At 68.7% G+C, this 19,727-nt stretch carries 18 protein-coding genes; 9 read left to right on the forward strand and 9 right to left on the reverse strand.

The window, feature by feature from the left end; all coding sequences use genetic code 11:
* Positions 1-13 precede the first annotated feature (13 nt).
* The gene (gene galU, locus EPAKOI_RS11600) at positions 14-889 is read left to right on the forward strand and encodes a UTP--glucose-1-phosphate uridylyltransferase GalU (protein ID WP_124683581.1); all 876 of its coding nucleotides are present in this window, start codon (positions 14-16) and stop codon (positions 887-889) included.
* 81 nt (positions 890-970) lie between these two features.
* Here galU and EPAKOI_RS11605 read toward each other — a convergent pair whose 3' ends face one another.
* From EPAKOI_RS11605 to EPAKOI_RS11630, 6 genes are all read right to left on the reverse strand, one after another.
* Entirely contained in the window at positions 971-1,198 is a 228-nt protein-coding gene (locus tag EPAKOI_RS11605) for a sulfurtransferase TusA family protein (protein ID WP_092134760.1), read from the reverse strand.
* A 12-nt stretch (positions 1,199-1,210) separates the two neighbouring features.
* Positions 1,211-1,807: an NUDIX domain-containing protein gene (locus EPAKOI_RS11610; RefSeq protein WP_313835137.1), complete on the reverse strand. Its 597-nt coding sequence runs from the start codon at positions 1,805-1,807 to the stop codon at positions 1,211-1,213.
* Positions 1,808-1,828: 21 nt separating this feature from the next.
* Positions 1,829-2,857, reverse strand: coding sequence for a low specificity L-threonine aldolase (locus EPAKOI_RS11615; RefSeq protein ID WP_313835383.1), 1,029 nt, complete (start codon positions 2,855-2,857; stop codon positions 1,829-1,831).
* A gap of 55 nt (positions 2,858-2,912) precedes the next feature.
* Positions 2,913-3,101 carry a 4-oxalocrotonate tautomerase gene (locus EPAKOI_RS11620; protein ID WP_124683579.1) on the reverse strand — a complete coding sequence of 63 codons (189 nt, stop codon included), beginning with the start codon at positions 3,099-3,101 and terminating at the stop codon, positions 2,913-2,915.
* Between the two features lie 59 nt (positions 3,102-3,160).
* Positions 3,161-3,934, reverse strand: a complete 774-nt coding sequence (locus EPAKOI_RS11625; RefSeq protein ID WP_313835138.1) for a class II aldolase/adducin family protein — start codon at positions 3,932-3,934, stop codon at positions 3,161-3,163.
* Between the two features lie 87 nt (positions 3,935-4,021).
* A complete protein-coding gene (locus tag EPAKOI_RS11630) occupies positions 4,022-5,251 on the reverse strand; it encodes a YbfB/YjiJ family MFS transporter (RefSeq protein ID WP_423192263.1) in 1,230 nt (409 codons plus the stop codon).
* Positions 5,252-5,464: 213 nt separating this feature from the next.
* Between EPAKOI_RS11630 and EPAKOI_RS11635 the strand changes: the two genes are divergently transcribed.
* Complete coding sequence (locus EPAKOI_RS11635) at positions 5,465-6,892, forward strand: NfeD family protein (RefSeq protein WP_423192264.1); 1,428 nt, start codon at positions 5,465-5,467, stop codon at positions 6,890-6,892.
* A gap of 18 nt (positions 6,893-6,910) precedes the next feature.
* A complete protein-coding gene (locus EPAKOI_RS11640) occupies positions 6,911-7,663 on the forward strand; it encodes a slipin family protein (RefSeq protein ID WP_423192265.1) in 753 nt (250 codons plus the stop codon).
* Between the two features lie 72 nt (positions 7,664-7,735).
* Here EPAKOI_RS11640 and alaS read toward each other — a convergent pair whose 3' ends face one another.
* Positions 7,736-10,360, reverse strand: coding sequence for an alanine--tRNA ligase (gene alaS, locus EPAKOI_RS11645; RefSeq protein WP_124683574.1), 2,625 nt, complete (start codon positions 10,358-10,360; stop codon positions 7,736-7,738).
* Positions 10,361-10,599: 239 nt separating this feature from the next.
* Between alaS and EPAKOI_RS11650 the strand changes: the two genes are divergently transcribed.
* The 3 genes from EPAKOI_RS11650 (at position 10,600) to EPAKOI_RS11660 (ending at position 13,464) form a co-directional block, all read left to right on the forward strand.
* Positions 10,600-11,820: a CaiB/BaiF CoA-transferase family protein gene (locus EPAKOI_RS11650; RefSeq protein WP_313835384.1), complete on the forward strand. Its 1,221-nt coding sequence runs from the start codon at positions 10,600-10,602 to the stop codon at positions 11,818-11,820.
* A 101-nt stretch (positions 11,821-11,921) separates the two neighbouring features.
* Positions 11,922-12,377 carry a DUF2214 family protein gene (locus tag EPAKOI_RS11655; RefSeq protein WP_423192266.1) on the forward strand — a complete coding sequence of 152 codons (456 nt, stop codon included), beginning with the start codon at positions 11,922-11,924 and terminating at the stop codon, positions 12,375-12,377.
* An 82-nt stretch (positions 12,378-12,459) separates the two neighbouring features.
* A complete protein-coding gene (locus EPAKOI_RS11660; protein ID WP_423192267.1) occupies positions 12,460-13,464 on the forward strand; it encodes a Bug family tripartite tricarboxylate transporter substrate binding protein in 1,005 nt (334 codons plus the stop codon).
* On the opposite strand, the gene EPAKOI_RS11665 is transcribed toward EPAKOI_RS11660, so the two are convergent.
* Positions 13,436-15,241, reverse strand: coding sequence for a potassium/proton antiporter (locus EPAKOI_RS11665; RefSeq protein WP_313835142.1), 1,806 nt, complete (start codon positions 15,239-15,241; stop codon positions 13,436-13,438). The genes EPAKOI_RS11660 and EPAKOI_RS11665 overlap by 29 nt on opposite strands.
* Positions 15,242-15,606: 365 nt before the next feature.
* On the opposite strand from EPAKOI_RS11665, the gene EPAKOI_RS11670 reads away from it, so the two are divergent.
* Together EPAKOI_RS11670 and EPAKOI_RS11675 are read left to right on the forward strand one after the other, a co-directional pair.
* Positions 15,607-16,068, forward strand: coding sequence for a tripartite tricarboxylate transporter TctB family protein (locus tag EPAKOI_RS11670; RefSeq protein WP_124683569.1), 462 nt, complete (start codon positions 15,607-15,609; stop codon positions 16,066-16,068).
* 13 nt (positions 16,069-16,081) lie between these two features.
* The gene (locus EPAKOI_RS11675) at positions 16,082-17,584 is read left to right on the forward strand and encodes a tripartite tricarboxylate transporter permease (RefSeq protein WP_124683568.1); all 1,503 of its coding nucleotides are present in this window, start codon (positions 16,082-16,084) and stop codon (positions 17,582-17,584) included.
* Positions 17,585-17,665: 81 nt separating this feature from the next.
* Here the strand turns inward: EPAKOI_RS11675 and EPAKOI_RS11680 are convergent, their stop codons facing one another.
* Complete coding sequence (locus tag EPAKOI_RS11680; RefSeq protein WP_124683567.1) at positions 17,666-18,550, reverse strand: LysR substrate-binding domain-containing protein; 885 nt, start codon at positions 18,548-18,550, stop codon at positions 17,666-17,668.
* 162 nt (positions 18,551-18,712) lie between these two features.
* On the opposite strand from EPAKOI_RS11680, the gene EPAKOI_RS11685 reads away from it, so the two are divergent.
* Positions 18,713-19,690, forward strand: coding sequence for a Bug family tripartite tricarboxylate transporter substrate binding protein (locus EPAKOI_RS11685; RefSeq protein WP_423192268.1), 978 nt, complete (start codon positions 18,713-18,715; stop codon positions 19,688-19,690).
* Positions 19,691-19,727 lie beyond the last annotated feature (37 nt).

Below are 19,727 nucleotides of genomic sequence, written 5' to 3' on the forward strand. Positions count from 1 at the left end.
AAAGGAAGCTGAAATGGAAAACCGCGTCACCAAGGCCGTCTTTCCCGTTGCCGGGCTAGGCACCCGATTCTTGCCCGCCACCAAGGCGAGCCCCAAGGAAATGCTGCCCGTGGTGGACAAGCCGCTGATCCAGTACGCCGTGGAAGAAGCCATTGCCGCGGGCATCAACGAGATGATCTTCGTCACCGGCCGCTCCAAGCGCGCCATCGAGGACCATTTCGACAAGGCGTACGAGCTGGAAATGGAGCTTGAAGCCAAGAACAAGCAGGCCCTGCTGGACGTCGTGCGGTCGATCAAGCCCAAGAATGTGGAATGCTTCTACGTGCGCCAGCCCGAGGCCCTGGGCCTGGGCCACGCCGTGCTGTGCGCGGCGCGCCTGGTGGGCGACGCCCCGTTCGCGGTGATGCTGGCCGACGACCTGCTGGACGGTGGCAACGACGAGCCGGTCATGAAGCAGATGGTCGACGTCTACAACCACTTCAACTGCTCCGTGCTGGGTGTGGAAGAGATTTCGCCCGAGCAGAGCCGGTCCTACGGCGTGGTGGATGGCCGCGAGTGGGACGAGCGCGTGATCAAGATGTCGGGCATCGTCGAGAAGCCGGCGCCCGAGAATGCCCCGTCGAACCTTGGCGTGGTGGGCCGCTACATTCTGACCCCGCGCATTTTTGACCACATCCGCCAGCTCAAGCCCGGCGCCGGTGGCGAATTCCAGCTGACCGACGCCATCCAGGCGATGCTGGACCAGGAACAGGTGCTGGCCTACCGCTACAAGGGCGTGCGCTTCGACTGCGGCAGCAAGCTCGGCTACCTGAAGGCCACCGTGGAATTCGCGCTCAAGCACCCGGAGGTGCGCGACGAATTCAGCAGCTACCTGGCCCAGCGCGGCTGATACGGCTGACGCCCCAATGAAAAACCGCCTCCTTGCGAGGCGGTTTTCCTTTTGGCGCGGCGGCTCCGGCCATGGGCCCGCTCAGCGGCGCTTCATGTAGAACACGAACACCTTGTCCACTTCGGCGTGCGACAGCAGTTCGTTGCCGGTCTGCTTGGCGAATGCCTGGAAATCGCGCGTGGCGCCGGGGTCGGTGGCCAGCACCTTGAGCACGTCGCCGCTGGCCATGTCAGCCAGCGCCTTCTTGGTCCGCAGGATCGGCAGCGGGCAGTTCAGGCCGCGCGCGTCCACTTCTTTCTGGAAATCCATTCCTCTCCCCTACTATTTCTGATCGATGCCGTATTGTAGCGAAGCGGCGACGAGGCTGAAGTCCGTCGGCCGGCGCGGATCGGGGATGTCCAGGCCCGTGGCGCGGTCGAAAAATCGCACCGGCAGGCCGCGCCGCTCCAGGAAATCGGCCACGGCAAACCCGGTGCCGGCATTCCAGATCCGCATGTTCTCGGGTGCCACCAGCCGGTATTCGGCCAGTTCCTCGGACAGCCGGATCTCGCCCTCGGCCCGCACGTGATAGGCGATGATCAGCTCGTTCTTGCGCATGAACTCGTAGACGCCGATCAGCGACGCAGAAACCGTGTCGAGATTCGTCTCCTCCTTCAGCTCGCGCGCCACGCCCAGCTCCGGCGTCTCGTCGCGCTCCATGAAGCCGGTGACCAGCGCGAACATCTTTTCCGGCCACGCGGCATTGCGCGCCAGCAGCAGCTTGCCCTCGTACTCGACGACGGCCGCCAGCACCGGCAGCGGGTTGTCCCAATGCACGAAGCCGCAGCCGTCCTGCGCGCAGGCATGGCGAAGACGGCCCGACATGGGCAGGTGTTCCAGCGCCGCGCCGCATCGGGGGCAGAAGCGGTAGGGTTCCATCGACATCTCCAGGGGCTTTGGTCAGGCGCAGGCGGCGCGGATATCGGCGGCGAACGCCTCCACCGTCTCGGGCTGCAGGTCCCACGCGCACATCAGCCGGCATCCGCCGGCGCCGATGAACGTGTAGAACAGCCAGCCCCGGGCGCGCAGCTTCTCGATGGCCGGCAGCGGCAGTTCGGCGAACACCGCGTTGGCCTGGGTCGGGAACATGATCCGCACGCCCGGCACGTCGGCGATGCGCTGCGCCAGCAGCGTCGCCATGGCATTGGCGTGGCGGCCGTTCTTGAGCCACACGTCGTGTTCGAGCATGCCGAGCCACGGCGCCGAAATGAACCGCATCTTCGACGCCAGATGCCCGGCCTGCTTGACGCGATAGGCAAAATCCTCGGCCAGCCGGCGGTCGAAGAACACCACGGCCTCGCCCACGGGCAGGCCGTTCTTGGTGCCGCCGAAGCAGAGCACGTCCACGCCGGCACGCCAGGTGATTTCGGACGGATGCACGCCCAGCGACGCCACCGCGTTGGCGAACCGCGCCCCGTCCATGTGCACGCGTAGCTGCCGGCGCTTGGCGATGGCGGCGATGGCGCGCACTTCGTCCACGGTGTAGACCGTGCCGACCTCCGTGGCCTGCGTCAGCGACACCACGCGCGGCTTGGGATAGTGGATGTCCGACCGCTGCGTGACCAGCGCCTCCACCGCGTCGGGCGTCAGCTTGCCGTGCTCGCCGGCGGCCGTCAGCAGCTTCGACCCGTTCGAGAAAAACTGCGGCGCGCCGCATTCGTCGGTCTCGATATGGGCCAGTTCGTGGCAGATCACCGAGTGGTACGACTGGCACAGCGACGACAGCGCCAGCGAATTGGCGGCCGTGCCGTTGAACACGAAAAAGACCTCGCAATCGGTCTGGAACAGGTCGCGGATGCGGTCGCAGACCTTCTGGGTCCAGCTGTCGTCGCCGTACGCCTTCTCGTGGCCCGTGGCATTGGCTTCCAGGAAATATTTCAGCGATTCCGGGCAGAAGCCGGCGTAGTTGTCGGAAGCAAACTGCTGCATGGCGGGGACTGCGGAGGTCATCGGGTCGAACCTTGCCTGTCTTGTCGTTGGGGGCTTATTGCTTGTCGAGCCAGAGCTCGCCGCCCGTGGCCCAGTTCTCGCGCTTGATGTCGGTGATGATGATGTCGACGGCGCCGGCCGAGCAGCCCAGCGTCTCGCAGGTGACGCGCGTGATTTCCTCGACGAACTTGCGCTTCTGCTCGACGGTACGGCCTTCAAACATCTCTACGTGAAACGTGGGCATGGCTGGCTCCTTTGGTGTTCTGGTGGGTCTTGGTGGGTGTGGGTTCCGGTTTCGGCGGGTCAGTCCCGGTAGCCCGGATCGATGCGGTCGAGCCGGCGCAGCAGCGCCGGCCATTCCAGCTCGCCCTCGACGGCGCCGCCGTCGTACAACTGCAGCGAGGTGCGGTCGGCGATGGCCGGCGGCGGCTGCACCGTCGCGCTGCCAAGCTGGGCACCCAGCTGGATCTCGCACGCCTTGATCAGCGTGGCCATCAGCACGTAGGCTTCGGCCACGGTGCGGCCCACGGTCAGCGTGCCATGGTTGCGCAGCAGCATGGCCGGATGGTCGCCCAGCGACGCGGTCAGCCGCGCGCCCTCTTCCGGCGTGAACGCCAGGCCCTCGTAGTCGTGACAGGCCAGGCGGCCGTGGAATCGCATGGCGTGCTGCGACAGCGGCAGCAGCCCCTCGGCCTGGGCCGAGACCGCGATGCCGGCCGTGTTGTGCAGGTGCATCACGCAATGGGCGTCCGGGCGGGCGGCGTGCACGGCCGCGTGCAGCGCAAAGCCGGTGACGTTGACCGGGTGCACGGTCTCGCCGACCACCTCGCCCCGGCCGTTGATCTTGACCAGGTCCGACGCGCGGATCTCGTCGAATGCAAAGCCGAACGGGTTGATCAGGAAGTGGCCGGGTTCTCCCGGCACGGTGGCGGAGATATGGGTGTAGATCAGGTCGTCCCAGCGCTCGCGGGCGGCCAGCCGGTAGGCGGCGGCCAGGTCCACGCGGACACGCGCTTCTTCGGGGCCGGTCGGCCAGGCCGGGCCGGCGGCGCGCCCGGGCTGCAAGGCAAAGGACATGGGGATGGGCTCTCGCGCCGCCCTGCAGCGCCGGCGCGGGGGCGGCCAGGTCGAGTGAGCGGCGAAGCCGATACTGTAGCGCAGACGCTACGGGGACGTGTGGCCGCCCGCCGGCCACCGGCGCTCCATCCACACATAGAGCGCCGCGCCGGCCAGCAGCGCCAGCGCCGCCACGCCCAGCGACGCACCAAAGCCGCCCGTGCGCGCCACCAGCGCCGTGGCCAGCGGCGGCCCGGCGATCTGGCCGATGGCGTAGGCGGCGGTCATCAGCCCGATCAGCTTCGACGCCCGCGCGCCCCACAGCCGCCGCGCCTCGCGCATCGCGAACGACACCAGCGCGGTGAACGGCAGCCCCACCAGCAGGCTGCTTAACGCAAACCCGGGCACGGTGGGCCACAGCGCCGCCACGCCCACGCCGGCCGCCTGCAGCGTGTACAGCCACGTCATCATGCGGCGGTTGTCGTAATGCATCCCTACGCGCGTCACCAGCCACGCCCCCACCGCCACGCCGGCGCCCAGGATCGGCCAGAACAGGTCGGCCCAGACGGTGCCGGGCATAGCGTGACGGGCGATCACCGGCAGGAACGTGGCCGTGATGATGTAGCCGAAGCCGGCCAGCCCGTAGGCCAGCGTCAGCGCCCAGGTCTCGGCGTCGAGCCGGGGATGCGCCGGCGCCACGTCGCCCGCCAGCCCGGCGGACGGGCCCGGCGCCGGGGCCGGCGAGCCGAACACGCGCCATACCGGCAGCAGCATCGCCAGCCCCAGCCCGGCGAATGCGATCCAGCCCCAGCTGGCGTGCCATTGCGCCGCCACCATGCCGAATGCCGACAGCCCGGTCACGACGATGCCCAGGCCCGGCCCGCAGAACATCAGCCCGCCCAGCGTGGGGTGCCCCAGCTCGGCCAGCCGCTGCATGCACCACGCGGTGCCGTAGACCATGACCAGCGCGCTGGCGATGCCGGCCAGCGTGCGCCACGCCAGCCACGCCGGCATGCCGCCCGGCAGCGCCATCGCCAGCGTCAGCACCACGGTCAGCGCCAGCGCGCCGCGCACCATCCGCACCGGGTCCGGGCGAATGAACAGGCACAGCACGGCGCCGGCCAGGTAGCCGATGTAGTTCATCGTCGCCAGCGCCCCGCCCTGCGCCAGCGTCACGGCGCCGTCGTGCAGCATCATCGGCAGCAGCGGCGTGAAGGCAAAGCGGCCGATGCCCATGGCCAGCGCCAGCGACACCAGCCCGGCCAGGGCCACGGCGATGGGCCGGGCGGTACGCGGGCCGGCCTGGGCGGCGGAAACGTCGGCGTTGGCAAGAGGCATGGGGGTTGTCTTCTGAGCCGTGGGGCGATGGGAGGGGGACCAGGCAGATTCAAGCACGGTTGGCGAAATGGCGTACGAAACCCGTACGAAACCCGATGTGCCGCCGGGGGCATTGGCTGGCCGCCGGGCCCGCTTTCGACCCGGCACGATGTGGCCGGTCGCCTACACTGAAAGTGGCGCGGCCACGGCATCCCTGGCGGGCCGCGCCCCGCCATGACACACGCATTCGCGCCCCATCGGCATCATCGCGCGCCACCCTGGGTGCACTGGCTGGCGCTGGCCTGCCTGGCCCTGGCGCTGGCGTGCCTGCCCCGTGCGCTGGCCCAGGCAGCGCCGTCCCCGGCCGCCCCGGCGCCGGTCTTCGTGATCCCGCTGCAGGGCGCCATCGGCCCGGCCAGCGCCAGTTTTGCCGTGCGGGGCATGGACCGCGCCCGCCAGGACGGCGCCCAGTTGATCGTGCTGCGGATGGACACGCCGGGCGGGCTCGACAAGTCGATGCGCGACATCATCCAGGCCATCCTGGCGTCGCCGATGCCGGTGGCCACCTACGTGGCGCCCGGTGGCGCCCGCGCCGCCAGCGCCGGCACCTACATCCTCTACGCCAGCCATATCGCGGCCATGGCGCCCGGCACCAACCTGGGCGCGGCCAGCCCGGTGGCCATCGGCATCGGCGGGCCGCGGCCGGAAGCGCAGCCCGGCCCGGCCTCGGCGCCGGCCAGCGCGCCGGCCGGCGAGGACACCATGACGCGCAAGCAGATGCACGACGCCAGCGCCTATATCCGCGGGCTGGCGCAGCTTCGGCACCGCAACGCCGAATGGGGCGAGCGGGCCGTGCGCGAGGCCGTGAGCCTGTCCGCCGACGAGGCCGTGACCCAGAAGGTGGCCGATTTCGTCGCGCCCGACTTGCCGGCCTTGCTGGCCAGGGTCGATGGCAAGCGCTACGAGGTCGCCGGCGCCACCCGCACGCTGCGCACGGCCGGCGCGCCCGTGGTCACGCTGGAACCCGACTGGCGCAGCCGCCTGCTGGCCGTCATCACGGACCCCAGCGTGGCGCTGATCCTGATGATGATCGGCATCTACGGGCTGATCTTCGAATTCTCCACGCCTGGCATGGTGGTGCCCGGCATTGCCGGCGCCATCTGCCTGCTGCTGGGCCTGTTCGCGCTGCAGATGCTGCCCATCAACTACGCCGGGCTGGCGCTGATCGCGTTCGGCGTGGCCTGCATGGTGGCCGAGCTGTTCCTGCCGACGTTCGGCGCCGTGGGCATCGGCGGCATCATCGCGTTCGGATTCGGCGCGCTGATGCTGATCGATACCGACGTGCCCGGCCTTGGCGTGCCGCTGGCGCTGATCGCCGGCCTGTGCGGCGTGTCGGCCATCTTCGTGTTCGGCATGTCGGCGCTGCTGCTGCGCGCGCGGCGGCGGCCCGTGGTCAGCGGCGCGGACACGCTGGTCGGCAGCGTGGGCGTGATGGTCGACGATGCCGGACAGGTGCCCGGCGCGCCGGCCGACGGCTGGGCGATGGTGCGCGGCGAATCCTGGCGCATCCACGCACCCGGCCCGCTGGCGCGCGGCCAGGCGGTGCGCGTGACCGGCCGCCACGGGCTGGTGCTGGACGTGGCGCCCATTCACGACGCCTGACTCGACAAGGAGCCCGACATGGCATTCGGATTCAGCTTCGGTGGTGTGGTCTTCCTGCTCGTCCTGCTGGTGGTGGCCGCGTTCCGCGTGCTGCGCGAGTACGAGCGCGGCGTGGTGTTCATGCTGGGCCGGTTCTGGCGCGTCAAGGGCCCGGGGCTGGTGCTGGTCATCCCGGCGGTGCAGCAGATGGTGCGCGTGGACCTGCGCACGGTGGTGCTCGACGTGCCGCCGCAGGACGTGATCTCCCACGACAACGTGTCGGTCAAGGTCAACGCCGTGATCTATTTCCGCGTGGTGGACCCCGAACGGGCCATCATCCAGGTCGCCAACTTCCTGGAGGCCACCAGCCAGCTCGCCCAGACCACGCTGCGCTCGGTGCTGGGCAAGCACGAACTCGACGAAATGCTGGCCGAGCGCGAGAAGCTCAACCTCGACATCCAGAAGGTGCTGGACGCCCAGACCGACGCCTGGGGCATCAAGGTGTCCAACGTCGAGATCAAGCACGTGGACCTGAACGAGTCGATGGTGCGCGCCATTGCCCGCCAGGCTGAGGCCGAGCGCGAACGCCGGGCCAAGGTGATCCACGCGGAGGGCGAGCTGCAGGCGTCCGAGAAGCTGCTGGAGGCCGCCCAGATGCTCGCCCGCCAGCCCCAGGCCATGCAGCTGCGCTACCTGCAGACGCTGACCCAGATCGCCGGCGACAAGAGCTCGACCATTGTCTTCCCGCTGCCCATCGACATCGTGTCGACGATGACGGGCGGGGCGAAGTAGCGGGCGGCGGGCGCAAAAAAAGCGCCTGCATCGCAGGCGCTTTCCGAGACTTCCTGGCAGGAATCAGCCGCGTCAGACCTTGGCCGAGACCCACTCCGTGACGCCGGCCAGGGCCTTGGGCAGGCCGGCCGGGTCGGTGCCGCCGGCCTGGGCCATGTCGGGGCGGCCGCCGCCCTTGCCGCCAACCTGCTGGGCGACGAAGTTGACGAGTTCGCCGGCCTTGACCTTCGACGTGGCGTCGGCGGTCACGCCCGCGATCAGGCTGACCTTGCCGTCGGCCACGGCGGCCAGCACGATGGCGGCGCTCTGGAGCTTGTCCTTGAGCTTGTCCATCGTCTCGCGCAGCGTCTTCACGTCGGCGCCTTCAAGCTGGGCGGCCAGCACCTTCAGGCCCTTGACGTCGACGGCCTGCGACACGAGTTCATCGCCCTGCGACGACGCCAGCTTGCTCTTGAGCTTTTCCAGCTCCTTTTCCAGCGCGCGCACCTGCTCCTGCACCTGGCCGATACGCGGCACCAGTTCGGACGGCTGGGCGCGCAGCGCGGCGGCGGCCTCGTTCAGGCGGGCGTCGAGCGACTGCAGGTAGTGCAGCGCGTTGTCGCCGGTGATGGCCTCCACGCGGCGGATGCCGGCCGCGACGCCGGCTTCCACGACGATCTTGAACAGGCCGATGTCGCCGGTGCGCGTCACGTGGGTGCCGCCGCACAGTTCCTTGGAGGTGCCGATCGACAGCACGCGCACGTCGTCGCCGTACTTCTCGCCGAACAGCGCCATCGCGCCGCTCTTGACGGCGTCGTCGAACGGCATGACGGCGGCCACGGTGGGCGCGTTGGCCAGGATCTCGGCGTTGACGATCTCCTCGATCTGGCGGATCTGCGCGTCGGTCAGCGGGGCGTTGTGCGAGAAGTCGAAGCGCGTCTTGTCCGGGTCGACCAGCGAGCCCTTCTGCTGCACGTGGCTGCCCAGCACCTCGCGCAGCGCCTTGTGCATCAGGTGCGTGGCCGAGTGGTTGCGGACGGTGCGCGCGCGGCGGACGGCGTCGACCTGGGCCGCCACCGTGTCGCCCACCTTGAGCGGGCCGTTGGCCAACGTGCCCTGGTGGCCGTACACGTCGGCCTGGATCTTGGTGGTGTCCGCCACGGTGAAGACGGCGGGGCCGGACACGAGCGTGCCCTGGTCGCCCACCTGGCCGCCCGATTCGGCGTAGAACGGCGTGTTGTCCAGCACGACCACGCCGGTCTGGCCCGGCTGCATCGTGTCGACCGAGGCGCCGTCCACGTACAGCGCGGTCACGCGCACGCCTTCCTTGCTCAGCGCGTCGTAGCCGTGGAACACGGTCTTGTCGCCCGTGTACTCCAGGCCGGCGGCCATCTTGAACTTGCCGGCCGCGCGCGCCTGCTCGCGCTGGCGCGTCATGGCCGCGTCGAAGGCGGCCTCGTCGACGGTGATCTCCTGCTCGCGCGCCACGTCCTGCGTCAGGTCCAGCGGGAAGCCGAACGTGTCGTGCAGCTTGAACGCCAGTTCGCCGTCCAGCACGTTGCCGCCCTTGGCCTTGAGGTCGGCCACGGCGGTGTCCAGGATCGACATGCCGTTCTCGATGGTCTCGAAGAAGCGCTCTTCCTCGGCCTTGAGCACCTCGACCACGCGCGACTCGGCGTCGGCCAGTTCCGGGTAGGCCTCGCCCATCTGCGCCACCAGGTCCGCCACGAGCTTGTGGAAGAACGGGGTCTTCTGGCCCAGCTTGTAGCCATGGCGGATGGCGCGGCGCACGATGCGGCGCAGCACGTAGCCACGGCCTTCGTTGCCGGGGATCACGCCGTCGACGATCAGGAACGAGCAGGCGCGGATATGGTCGGCAATGACCTTGAGCGAGTTGTGGCCCAGGTCGGCGGTGCGGGTCTCGCGGCCGGCGGCACGGATCAGCGCCTGGAACAGGTCGATCTCGTAGTTGCTGTGCACGTGCTGGAGCACGGCGGCAATGCGCTCCAGGCCCATGCCGGTGTCCACGCACGGCTTGGGCAGGCGCGTCATGTTGCCCTGCTCGTCGCGGTTGAACTGCATGAACACGAGGTTCCAGATCTCGATGTAGCGGTCGCCGTCTTCCTCGGGCGATCCCGGCGGGCCGCCCCAGACCTCGGGGCCGTGGTCGTAGAAGATTTCCGAGCACGGGCCGCACGGGCCGGTATCGGCCATCTGCCAGAAGTTGTCCGACGCGTAGCGCGCGCCCTTGTTGTCGCCGATGCGCACGATGCGCTCGACCGGCACGCCCACTTCCTTGGCCCAGATGTCGTAGGCTTCGTCGTCCTCGGCGTAGACCGTGACCCAAAGCTTGTCCGCCGGCAGCTGGTAGACCTTGGTCAGCAGCTCCCAGGCGTACTGGATGGCGTCACGCTTGAAGTAGTCGCCGAACGAGAAATTGCCCAGCATCTCGAAGAACGTGTGGTGACGTGCCGTATAGCCGACATTTTCGAGATCGTTGTGCTTGCCGCCGGCCCGCACCGAACGCTGGGACGACGTGGCGCGCGAGTAGGGACGCTTGTCGGTGCCCAGGAACACGTCCTTGAACTGCACCATGCCCGAATTGGTGAACAGCAGCGTCGGGTCGTTCGCCGGCACCAGGCTGGACGAGCGGACCACGGTATGGTCCTTCGACTCGTAGAACTGCAGGAACTTGCTGCGGATGTCGGAGACTTTCATGTTGTATCGGGCGCCTCCCGCGTCGTGGCAGGGCGCAGTCAGTCAGGGTGGATTTGCAAACCGTTGATTATACGGGCAAGCCCTGCCCGCAGGCACTGGCCGGGCGGCGCGTAGCCGGCCCGCCGCCCGGCTGTCCGGTTATCGCCCACGGAACCGCCGGCGGCGCCCCGGCCGGGCGCGTGGGCGCCGGGGCCGGTGATAGAGTGCTGGCTCCTCAAGACCTGCCCGCCCGTACCGCCATGGGAGCCTTAAGCCATCTCCGCGTCCTGGACCTGACCCGCGTGCTCGCGGGCCCCTGGTGCGCCCAGAACCTTGCCGACTTTGGCGCCGACGTGATCAAGATCGAGCGCCCCGGCGCCGGCGACGACACCCGCATCTGGGGCCCGCCCTGGCTCAAGACCCCCGACGGCCAGGACACCGCCGAGGCCGCCTACTACCTGGCCGCCAACCGCAACAAGCGCTCGGTGACCTGCGACATCAGCACGCCCGAGGGCCAGCAGATCGTGCGCGACCTGGCCGCCCGCAGCGACGTGGTGCTGGAAAACTACAAGGTCGGGCAACTTAAGAAGTATGGGCTGGACTACGAATCGCTGAAGGCGGTCAAGCCGGACATCATCTACTGCTCGGTCACCGGCTTCGGCCAGACCGGCCCGTACGCGCAGCGCCCCGGCTACGACTTCATCATCCAGGGCATGGGCGGCTTCATGAGCCTGACCGGCGAGCGCGACGACCTGCCCGGCGGCGGGCCGCAGAAGGCCGGCGTGGCGATTTCCGACCTGATGACCGGCCAGTACGCGACGATCGCCGTGCTGGCCGCGCTGGCGCACCGCGACCGCACCGGCTGCGGCCAGTACATCGACATGGCGCTGCTCGACGTGCAGGTGTCGATGCTGGCCAACATGAACACCAACTACCTGGCCAGCGGCGTGGCGCCCCGGCGCTGGGGCAACGCCCACCCGAACATCGTGCCCTACCAGACCTTCCACGCCGCCGACGGCTGGATCATCGTCGCGGTGGGCAACGACGGGCAGTTCCGCAAGTTCGTGACCGCCGGCGGCCGGCCGGAACTGGCCGACGACCCGCGTTTTGCCACCAACCCGCAGCGCGTGGCGCACCGCGACGTGCTGGTGCCCATCCTGGCCGAGATGGTGCTGCCGCGCACGCGCGAGCAGTGGATCCTGGACCTGGAACGCGCCGGCGTGCCGTGCGGCCCGATCAACACGCTGGACGAAGTCTTCGAGAACGAGCAGGTGCTGGCGCGCGGCCTGCGCGTGGACCTGCCCCACCCCACCGGCGGCACGGTCAAGCTGGTCGGCAGCCCGATGAAGATGAGCGCCACCCCGCCCGAGGCGCTGCGCCACCCGCCGTTGCTGGGCGAGCACACCGATATGGTGCTGGACGAGACACTCGGCTACAGTGCCGAACACATCGCCGCCCTGCGCGCCAAGGGTGTGGTCTGAGCCCGGCGCGCCCGGCCAGACCGGCCCGGACTTGACCGCGCCCGCCCCTGGCGGGCGGCCGGGCCGGTGATCATGACGTTTTTCCATCCCTAGGAGAATGCATGCTGGCCGACGCCCTGCTCGCGTTCCTGCACTACACGGCCATCTTCGTGCTGATCACGCTGATGGCCGCCGAAGCCGTGGTGCTGCGCCCGGACATGACGCCCGCGGCCGTCCGCCGCCTGTCGATCTACGACCTGGTCTATTTCCTGTCGGCGCTGGCCACGCTGGCCACCGGCCTGCTGCGGCTGTTCTACGGCGCCAAGGGCGCGGATTTCTACGTCCACAACCCCTGGTTCCACGCCAAGATGACGGTATTCGTCGTGATCGCGCTGTGCTCGCTGCCGCCCACGTTCATGTTCGCCCGGTGGCGCAAGCAGGCGCGGCACCTGCCCGACTTCGTGCCGACGCCGGCCGAGATCCGCAAGGCCCGCCGCTGGGTCATGATCGAGGCCCACCTGGTGATCCTGCTGCCGCTGTGCGCCGTGATGATGGCGCGCGGCATCGGCATCCGCTGACCCGGCCGACTTTGCTCCCGTGAGGCTGGCGCGCAACGTACGCGCCGGCCCTTCCAAGATTCCCGATCCGTACCACGCTGACATGCTGAAGACCCTGCTCACGGCCGCCGCGCTGTCCCTGACCGCCTTGTCCCTGACCGCCCCGGCCCATGCCGCCGCCGGCAACTGGCCTACCAAACCGCTGCGCTTTGTCGTGCCCTACCCGGCCGGCGGCCCCCTGGACACCGTGGCGCGCGCCATCGGCGAGAAGCTGCGCGACAGCCTGGGCCAGCCGGTGGTGGTGGAAAACAAGCCCGGCGCGGGCGGCAACCTGGGCGCCGACTACGTCGCCAAGCAACCGGCCGACGGCTACACGATCGTGATGGGCGCGGTGGCCACGCACGCGATCAACCCCACGCTGTTCACGAAGATGCCGTACGACCCGGTCAAGGACTTCGCGCCGATCACGCTGGTGGCCGACGTGCCGAACGTGCTGGTGATGCACCCGGGCAAGGCCGCCGAGCTGCAGATCAACAACGTGCGCGACCTGGTGGAATACGCGCGCAAGCATCCGGGCAAGCTCGACTATGCGTCGGGCGGCAACGGCAGCGCGGGCCACCTGTCCGGCGAGCTGTTCAAGAGCATGGCGCGCATCAGCATGGTCCATATCCCGTACAACGGCGCCTCGCCGGCCCAGTTGTCGGTGCTGTCGGGCCAGACCGACCTGATCTTCGACAACCTGGCGTCGGCATCGGCCAACATCAAGGCCGGCAAGCTCAAGGCGTTCGCCGTGACCACGGCCGGCCGCGCCGCCATGTTCCCGGAACTGCCGACGATTGCCGAGGCCGGCAAGGGCCTGGGGCTGGAAGGCTTCGATATCTCCACCTGGTTCGGGGTGCTGGCGCCGGCCGGCACGCCGCGCGAGATCGTCGACCGCCTGAACCACGACATCGTCGCCATCCTGAAGACCGACGACATGAAGGCCCGCCTGGCCCGCATCGGCGCCCAGCCGGCGCCGACCACGCCCGAGCAGTTCGGCGCGCTGATCCAGCGCGAGCTGAAGAAGTACGGTCAGGTGGTCAAGGTTTCCGGCGCGAAGGTGGACTGAGCGGCCGGGCCCGGTCCCGCAGGCGCCACAGCCGCGCCTTGTCGTCCCGGGCCTCCTCGGCCGCGTTGCGCGGCAGCAGCAGCCCCACCTGGACGATCCGGGGCCCTTCCATCCGCGTGACCGACAGCCGCAGGCCGGCAATCTCCACGGTGTCGCCCTCCACGGGCGGCGACGGGAAGGCGGCCAGCATTGCCTCGGCCAGCGTGCTGTCCTGCTGGCCGGCCGGCAGCGGGCCGGCGCCGTAGAGCGCGGCAACGTCCGCGAGCCGCGCCTCGGCATCGAGCAGGAAGTCGTGGGCCACCTGGTCCCAGGCGGGCGGCGTGGTCTCGGTCAGGAACATCCGCGACAGCCGCGGCAGCGCCGGCGTGGGCGCCAGCACGGACACGATGTCCCCGGCGCGCAGCACCACCTGGTCCAGCGGCACCAGCTCGCCGTCGCGCGCCACCGATACCAGCGCGCTGCGCGGCGGCAGTTCCACCTGGTCCGCGCGCAGGTCCTGCATCGACGCATTGGGCGCCACCATGAACTGCATCAGCTCCAGCCCGGGCGGATGCACGCCGCGCAGGCGCTCGCGCGAGATCGGCTCGTCGTAGCGCGGGCGCAGCACCCGCGCCAGCCGGGCGGCCAGCGCCACGGTCGTGCCCTGGCACAGCAGGCTGGCCAGCACCACGGCAAACGCCAGCCGGAACAGCAGCCCGGAATCCTCCATGCCCTGCAGCAGCGGGAACAGCGACAGCACGATCGGCACCGCGCCGCGCAGCCCCATCCAGGCCACGAAGCCTTTCTCGCGCACGTTGAAGCGGAACGGCAGCAGCGCCAGGAACACGGCCACGGGCCGGGCCACGCACATTAGGAACAGCGCCAGGGCCACGGCCGGCAGCGCGATGTCCCAGATCCGGTGCGGCGTGACCAGCAGGCCCAGCAGCAGGAACATCGCCGACTGCGCCAGCCACGCCATGCCGTCCATCGCCCGCAGCACGGCCTCGCCCACGGCATGGTCGCGGTTGCCGACGATCACGCCCACCAGGTAGACCGCCAGGAACCCGCTGCCGCCGAACGACTGGACGATCGCCCAGATCATGCAGCCGGCCGAGCAGATCAGGATGGCCTGCAACCCTTCGGCGACATTGACGCGCTCCATCACGTTGGCCATGCAATAGCCCAGGCCGATGCCCAGCACGCCGCCCACGCCGAACTGGACCACCAGCCGCCAGGCCAGCGCCCCGGGCGACAGCCCCTGCGGCGCCGTGATCCATTCGATCAGCGTCAGGGTCAGGAAGATCGCCATCGGGTCGTTCAACCCCGATTCGATCTCCAGCACGCTGGCCACGCGCTCCTTGAGCCGGATGCCGCTGCTGTTGAGCAGCGAGAAGACCGCCGCGGCGTCGGTGGAGCCGACGATGGCGCCCAGCAGCAGGCCCAGCTTCCAGTCGATGCCAAGCATCCATGTGGCAAACACGCCAACCATCACGGCCGTCACGAACACCCCGACCGTGGCCAGCGACAACGACGGCCGCAGCGCCACCCGGAACGTGGCCAGCCGCGTGCGCAGCCCGCCGTCCAGCAGGATCACGGCCAGCGCCACGTTGCCCACCAGGAAGCTGAGCCAGGTATTGGAAAAGCGGATGCCGCCCGGGCCATCGACGCCGGCGGCCATGCCCACCCCCAGGAACACGAGCAGGAACGGCACCCCGAAGCGCGCCGAGAACACGCCGAGCAGGATGCCCACCGTCATCACCAGCGCGCCGATCAGGATGGCATGGTCGATCGCTTCCAAGCAGGCTCCTGTGAGGGGTCTTGTCGGGTAGCCGGCCCGGCCACGCGGGGGGCCCGGCCCGCCGCTGTCTGTCGTGGGTTGGCGGATTCGATCCTTACGATCATAGGCGGCGGCAGGCGCCCGGTCTGTCCGGCTCCGTCCTGCCCGGGGGACGTCCGCCTGCGCGTATTCCCTGCATTTTTTCTTGTATCGTCAACGACTTACCGTTGCCTTTCAGACGTCTGCGTAGGGACATACCCTGAGGTTGCCACTTAATGCAGACATATGAAAGGTGGCTGAAAGGATGCGCTTTTACCTTCCACCCTGCCGCGACCGGGGAGCTTTCGTCGCGTCGATTTCTAGCAGTCATATCGAGGAGAATCATTTTGCGCATACGTAGCCAAAAGGACTTTGCCTCCGGCCTGATGTTCATTCTGGTCGGCCTGGGCTTTTCCTTCGTCGCCCGTGGCTATTCCATGGGAACAGCCGCCAAGATGGGACCGGGATACTTCCCGTTCTGGCTCGGCATCGTGCTCGCCATCCTGGGCGCGCTCGTCCTGTGGGGTTCGCTGTCGTCCAAGGGCGAAGACGACCAGCTTGCACGCTGGGACCTGAAGATCCTGCTGTGGATCCTGGGCTCGGTGGTGCTGTTCGGCCTGCTGCTCAAGCCGCTGGGCATGGTGCTGTCGGTGGTGGTACTGGTACTGGTCTCCTCGATGGCCAGCCATGAATTCAGCTGGAAGGGTGCAGTCCTGAACGCGATCATCCTCGTGCTGATCAGCCTGGGCGCGTTCGTGTACGGCATCAACCTCCAGATGCCGGTGTGGCCGGCTTTCCTGGCAAGCTAAGGAGACGGCCCTCATGGAACTGTTGACCAACCTGGGACTGGGCTTTTCTACCGCCCTGTCCTTCCAGAACATCGCCTACGCGTTCCTGGGCTGCGTGCTCGGGACGCTGATCGGCGTGCTGCCGGGCCTGGGCCCGCTGGCCACCATCGCGATGCTGCTGCCCGTGACCTACACGCTGCCCCCGGTGGCGGCGCTGATCATGCTGGCCGGTATCTACTACGGTGCCCAGTACGGCGGCTCCACCACGGCCATCCTGGTGAACCTGCCGGGCGAATCGTCGTCGGTGGTGACCACGATCGACGGCTACCAGATGGCGCGGCGCGGCCGGGCGGGGGTGGCGCTGGCCACCGCTGGCCTGGGTTCGTTCTTCGCCGGCTGCGTGGCCACGCTGATCCTGGCTGCCTTCGCTGCCCCGCTGTCGGAACTGGCGTTCAAGTTTGGCCCTGCCGAATACTTCTCGCTGATGATCCTGGGCCTGATCGGTGCCGTGGTGCTGGCGTCCGGCTCGCTGGTCAAGGCGATCTCGATGATCGTGCTGGGTCTGCTGCTGGGCTTGGTCGGTACCGACGTGAACTCGGGCGCGGCGCGCTTCTCGTTCGACGTGCCGGAGCTGACCGACGGCCTGAACTTCGTGTCCGTGGCCATGGGCGTGTTCGGCTTTGCCGAAATCATCGCCAACCTGGAGCAGAAGGAAGCGCGTGAGACGTTCACGGACCACGTGACCAACCTGTTCCCGACCAAGGAAGACTTCAAGCGCATGATCCCGGCCGTGCTGCGCGGCACCGCCCTGGGTTCGGCGCTGGGTATCCTGCCGGGCGGTGGTGCGTCGCTGGCGTCGTTCGCGGCCTACTCGCTGGAAAAGAAGACGTCGAAGTACCCGCAGGAATTCGGCAAGGGCGCCATCGAAGGCGTGGCCGGTCCGGAATCGGCCAACAACGCGGCCGCCCAGACGTCGTTCATCCCGCTGCTGACGCTGGGCATTCCGCCCAACGCCGTGATGGCGCTGATGGTCGGTGCGATGACGATCCACAACATCCAGCCCGGTCCGCAGGTCATGACCAGCAACCCGGCGCTGTTCTGGGGCCTGATCGCCTCGATGTGGCTCGGCAACCTGATCCTGATCGTGCTGAACCTGCCGATGATCGGCATCTGGGTGAAGCTGCTGAAGGTACCGTACCGCTACCTGTACCCGGCCATCCTGACGTTCTGCTGCATCGGCGTGTACTCGGTCCAGAACACCACGTTCGACGTGTTCCAGACCGCGGCCTTCGGCGTGATCGGCTACCTGTTCATCAAGCTCAAGTGCGAGCCGGCACCGCTGCTGCTGGGTTTCGTGCTCGGGCCGATGATGGAAGAGAACTTCCGCCGTTCGCTGCTGCTGTCGCGTGGTGACTTCAGCGTGTTCGTGACGCGTCCGCTGTCGCTGGGCCTGCTGATCGCCGCGGCGATCCTGGTGGCGATCGTGGCGATGCCGTCGATCAAGGCGAAGCGCGAGGAAGCGTTCCAGGAAGAGTAAGACTGCCGCGCGGCCCATCGGCCGCGAGCAAGGAAAGGGCGCCCCGGTGGCGCCCTTTTTCTTTTGCCGGCGCGCCATGGCCTAGGTGCCGAACAGCGCCTCGCAGGCGGCCCGGATGGCCTCGGTCACGTGCACGCGGCCGTGGTCGCGCCGCTCCAGCATGCCGATGGTGCGCACCACCGGCTCGCCGCCCGCGCGCAGCGGCAGGATCCGCAGCGCCTTGTCGTCGCGCCAGCGGGCGCGCTTGAGCAGCGGCACGACGGTCACCCCCACCTCCTGGCGCACCAGTTCCACCAGCGCCTCGATCGAATTCAGCTCCAGGTACTCGTTGGTGCGCAGGTGCGCGCGCCGCAGCGCCCGCTCCACCAGCGCGCCGGTGCGCTGGCTGCGGTCGAAGCGCAGGAACGGGTTGGCGGCCAGCGCCTGCCGGGCGTCGTCGCCGTGGCTGCCGCGCGACGCAATCGCGACGATCGGCTCGTCGTAGAGCGGGGTCCAGTGCAGCGTGCCCGCCAGCCGGGCCGAGCCCTCCACGACGAACGCGGCGTCAAGCTCGCCGCTTTCCACCATCGCCGCCAGCTCGAACGACTTGGCGCCGATCAGCCGCACGTCCAGCGCCGGGTAGGTCTGCTTGAGCCCCGCCACCACGTGCGACAACCCGCCCATGACCGATACCACCGCCCCCACCGCCACGGCGCCGGCCATGGCCTCGGCATCGGCCAGCGGCACGCGCATCTCGTCGTACAGCGCCAGCAGCCGGCGCGCCTGGGGCAGCAGCGCGCGGCCGTCGGCATTGAGCACGGCCACCCGGCCGCTGCGGTCGAACAGCGCGCGGCGCAGTTCTTGCTCAAGGGAACGCATCTGCAGGCTGACCGCAGCCTGGGTCAGGGCGACCTGGCTGGCGGCGGCCGCAAACGACCCGTGCTCGGCCACGGCCACGAAGGTTCGGAGGAAGCGGATCGTGCTCATGGTTGGTGCATCGCGGCGGGCACGGCAGCCCGGCCGGCGAATCACAAGTTTTTCTTGTCAATCAAGCAAGGAATATTAACTTTCATTATGGGGCCGGGCACGGAATAATTTCGGTTTCCTGCCGCAGTTCCACGACGCACCCATCCGTACCGGAGACGCACAATGAATCACTGGCTACGCCATCTTGGCATCGGCCTTGCCACGAGCCTGACCCTGGCCGCCGCACCGGCGCTGGCCGATACCTACCCGAGCAAGCCGATCCGCCTGATCGTGCCGTTCCCGGCCAGCGGCGCCACCGACCTGCTGGCGCGCGCCATTGCGCAGAAGGTGGGCCAGAACATGGGCCAGCAACTCGTGGTGGACAACCGGCCGGGCGCCGGCGGCGCCATCGGTTCGGACATGGCCGCCAAGGCCGCGCCGGACGGCTACACGATCCTGATCGCCACCACCAGCACGCACTCGATCGGCCCGTTCATCAACACGCGCCTGCCGTACAACACCGAGACCGACTTCACGCCGATCGGCCAGGTGGCCACGGCCACGAACGTGCTGGTGGTGCCGAACCAGCTGCCGGTCAAGAACGTCAAGGAACTGATCGACTACGCCAAGAAGCATCCGGGCGAGCTGAACTACGCGTCCAGCGGCAACGGCACGGTCGTCCACCTGACGGCCGAGGCGTTCAAGGCCCAGGCTGGCGTGTTCATCACCCATATCCCCTACCGCGGCACCGCGCTGGCCGTGCCCGACCTGATCTCGAACAAGGTGCAGGTGCTGTTCGACAGCATCGTCTCGGGCATGCCGCACGTGAAGGACGGCAAGCTCAAGGCGCTGGCCGTGACGAGCCTGAAGCGGTCGCCGCTGGCGCCCGACCTGCCGACGGCCAGCGAATCGGGCCTGCCGGGCTTCGAATCGGACACGTGGTTCGGCATCTACGGTCCCAAGGGCCTGCCGCCCGAGATCGTCAGCCGCCTGAACGCCGAGTTCAACAAGGCCATCCAGTCCCAGGACGTGCGCGACCGCCTGGCCAAGCTGGGCGCCGAACCGGTGGGCGGCACGCCCGCCCAGTTCGCCGCGATGGTCAGGAAGGACAGCGCCCGCTGGGGCAAGCTGATCAAGGACCGCAAGATCCAGGTGGACTGATGCCCACGCCGGCCAGCCCATACAACGCATAGCATTA

The organism is Cupriavidus sp. H18C2 (genome assembly GCF_049393795.1).
Classification (GTDB): Bacteria; Pseudomonadota; Gammaproteobacteria; order Burkholderiales; family Burkholderiaceae; genus Cupriavidus; species Cupriavidus pauculus_C.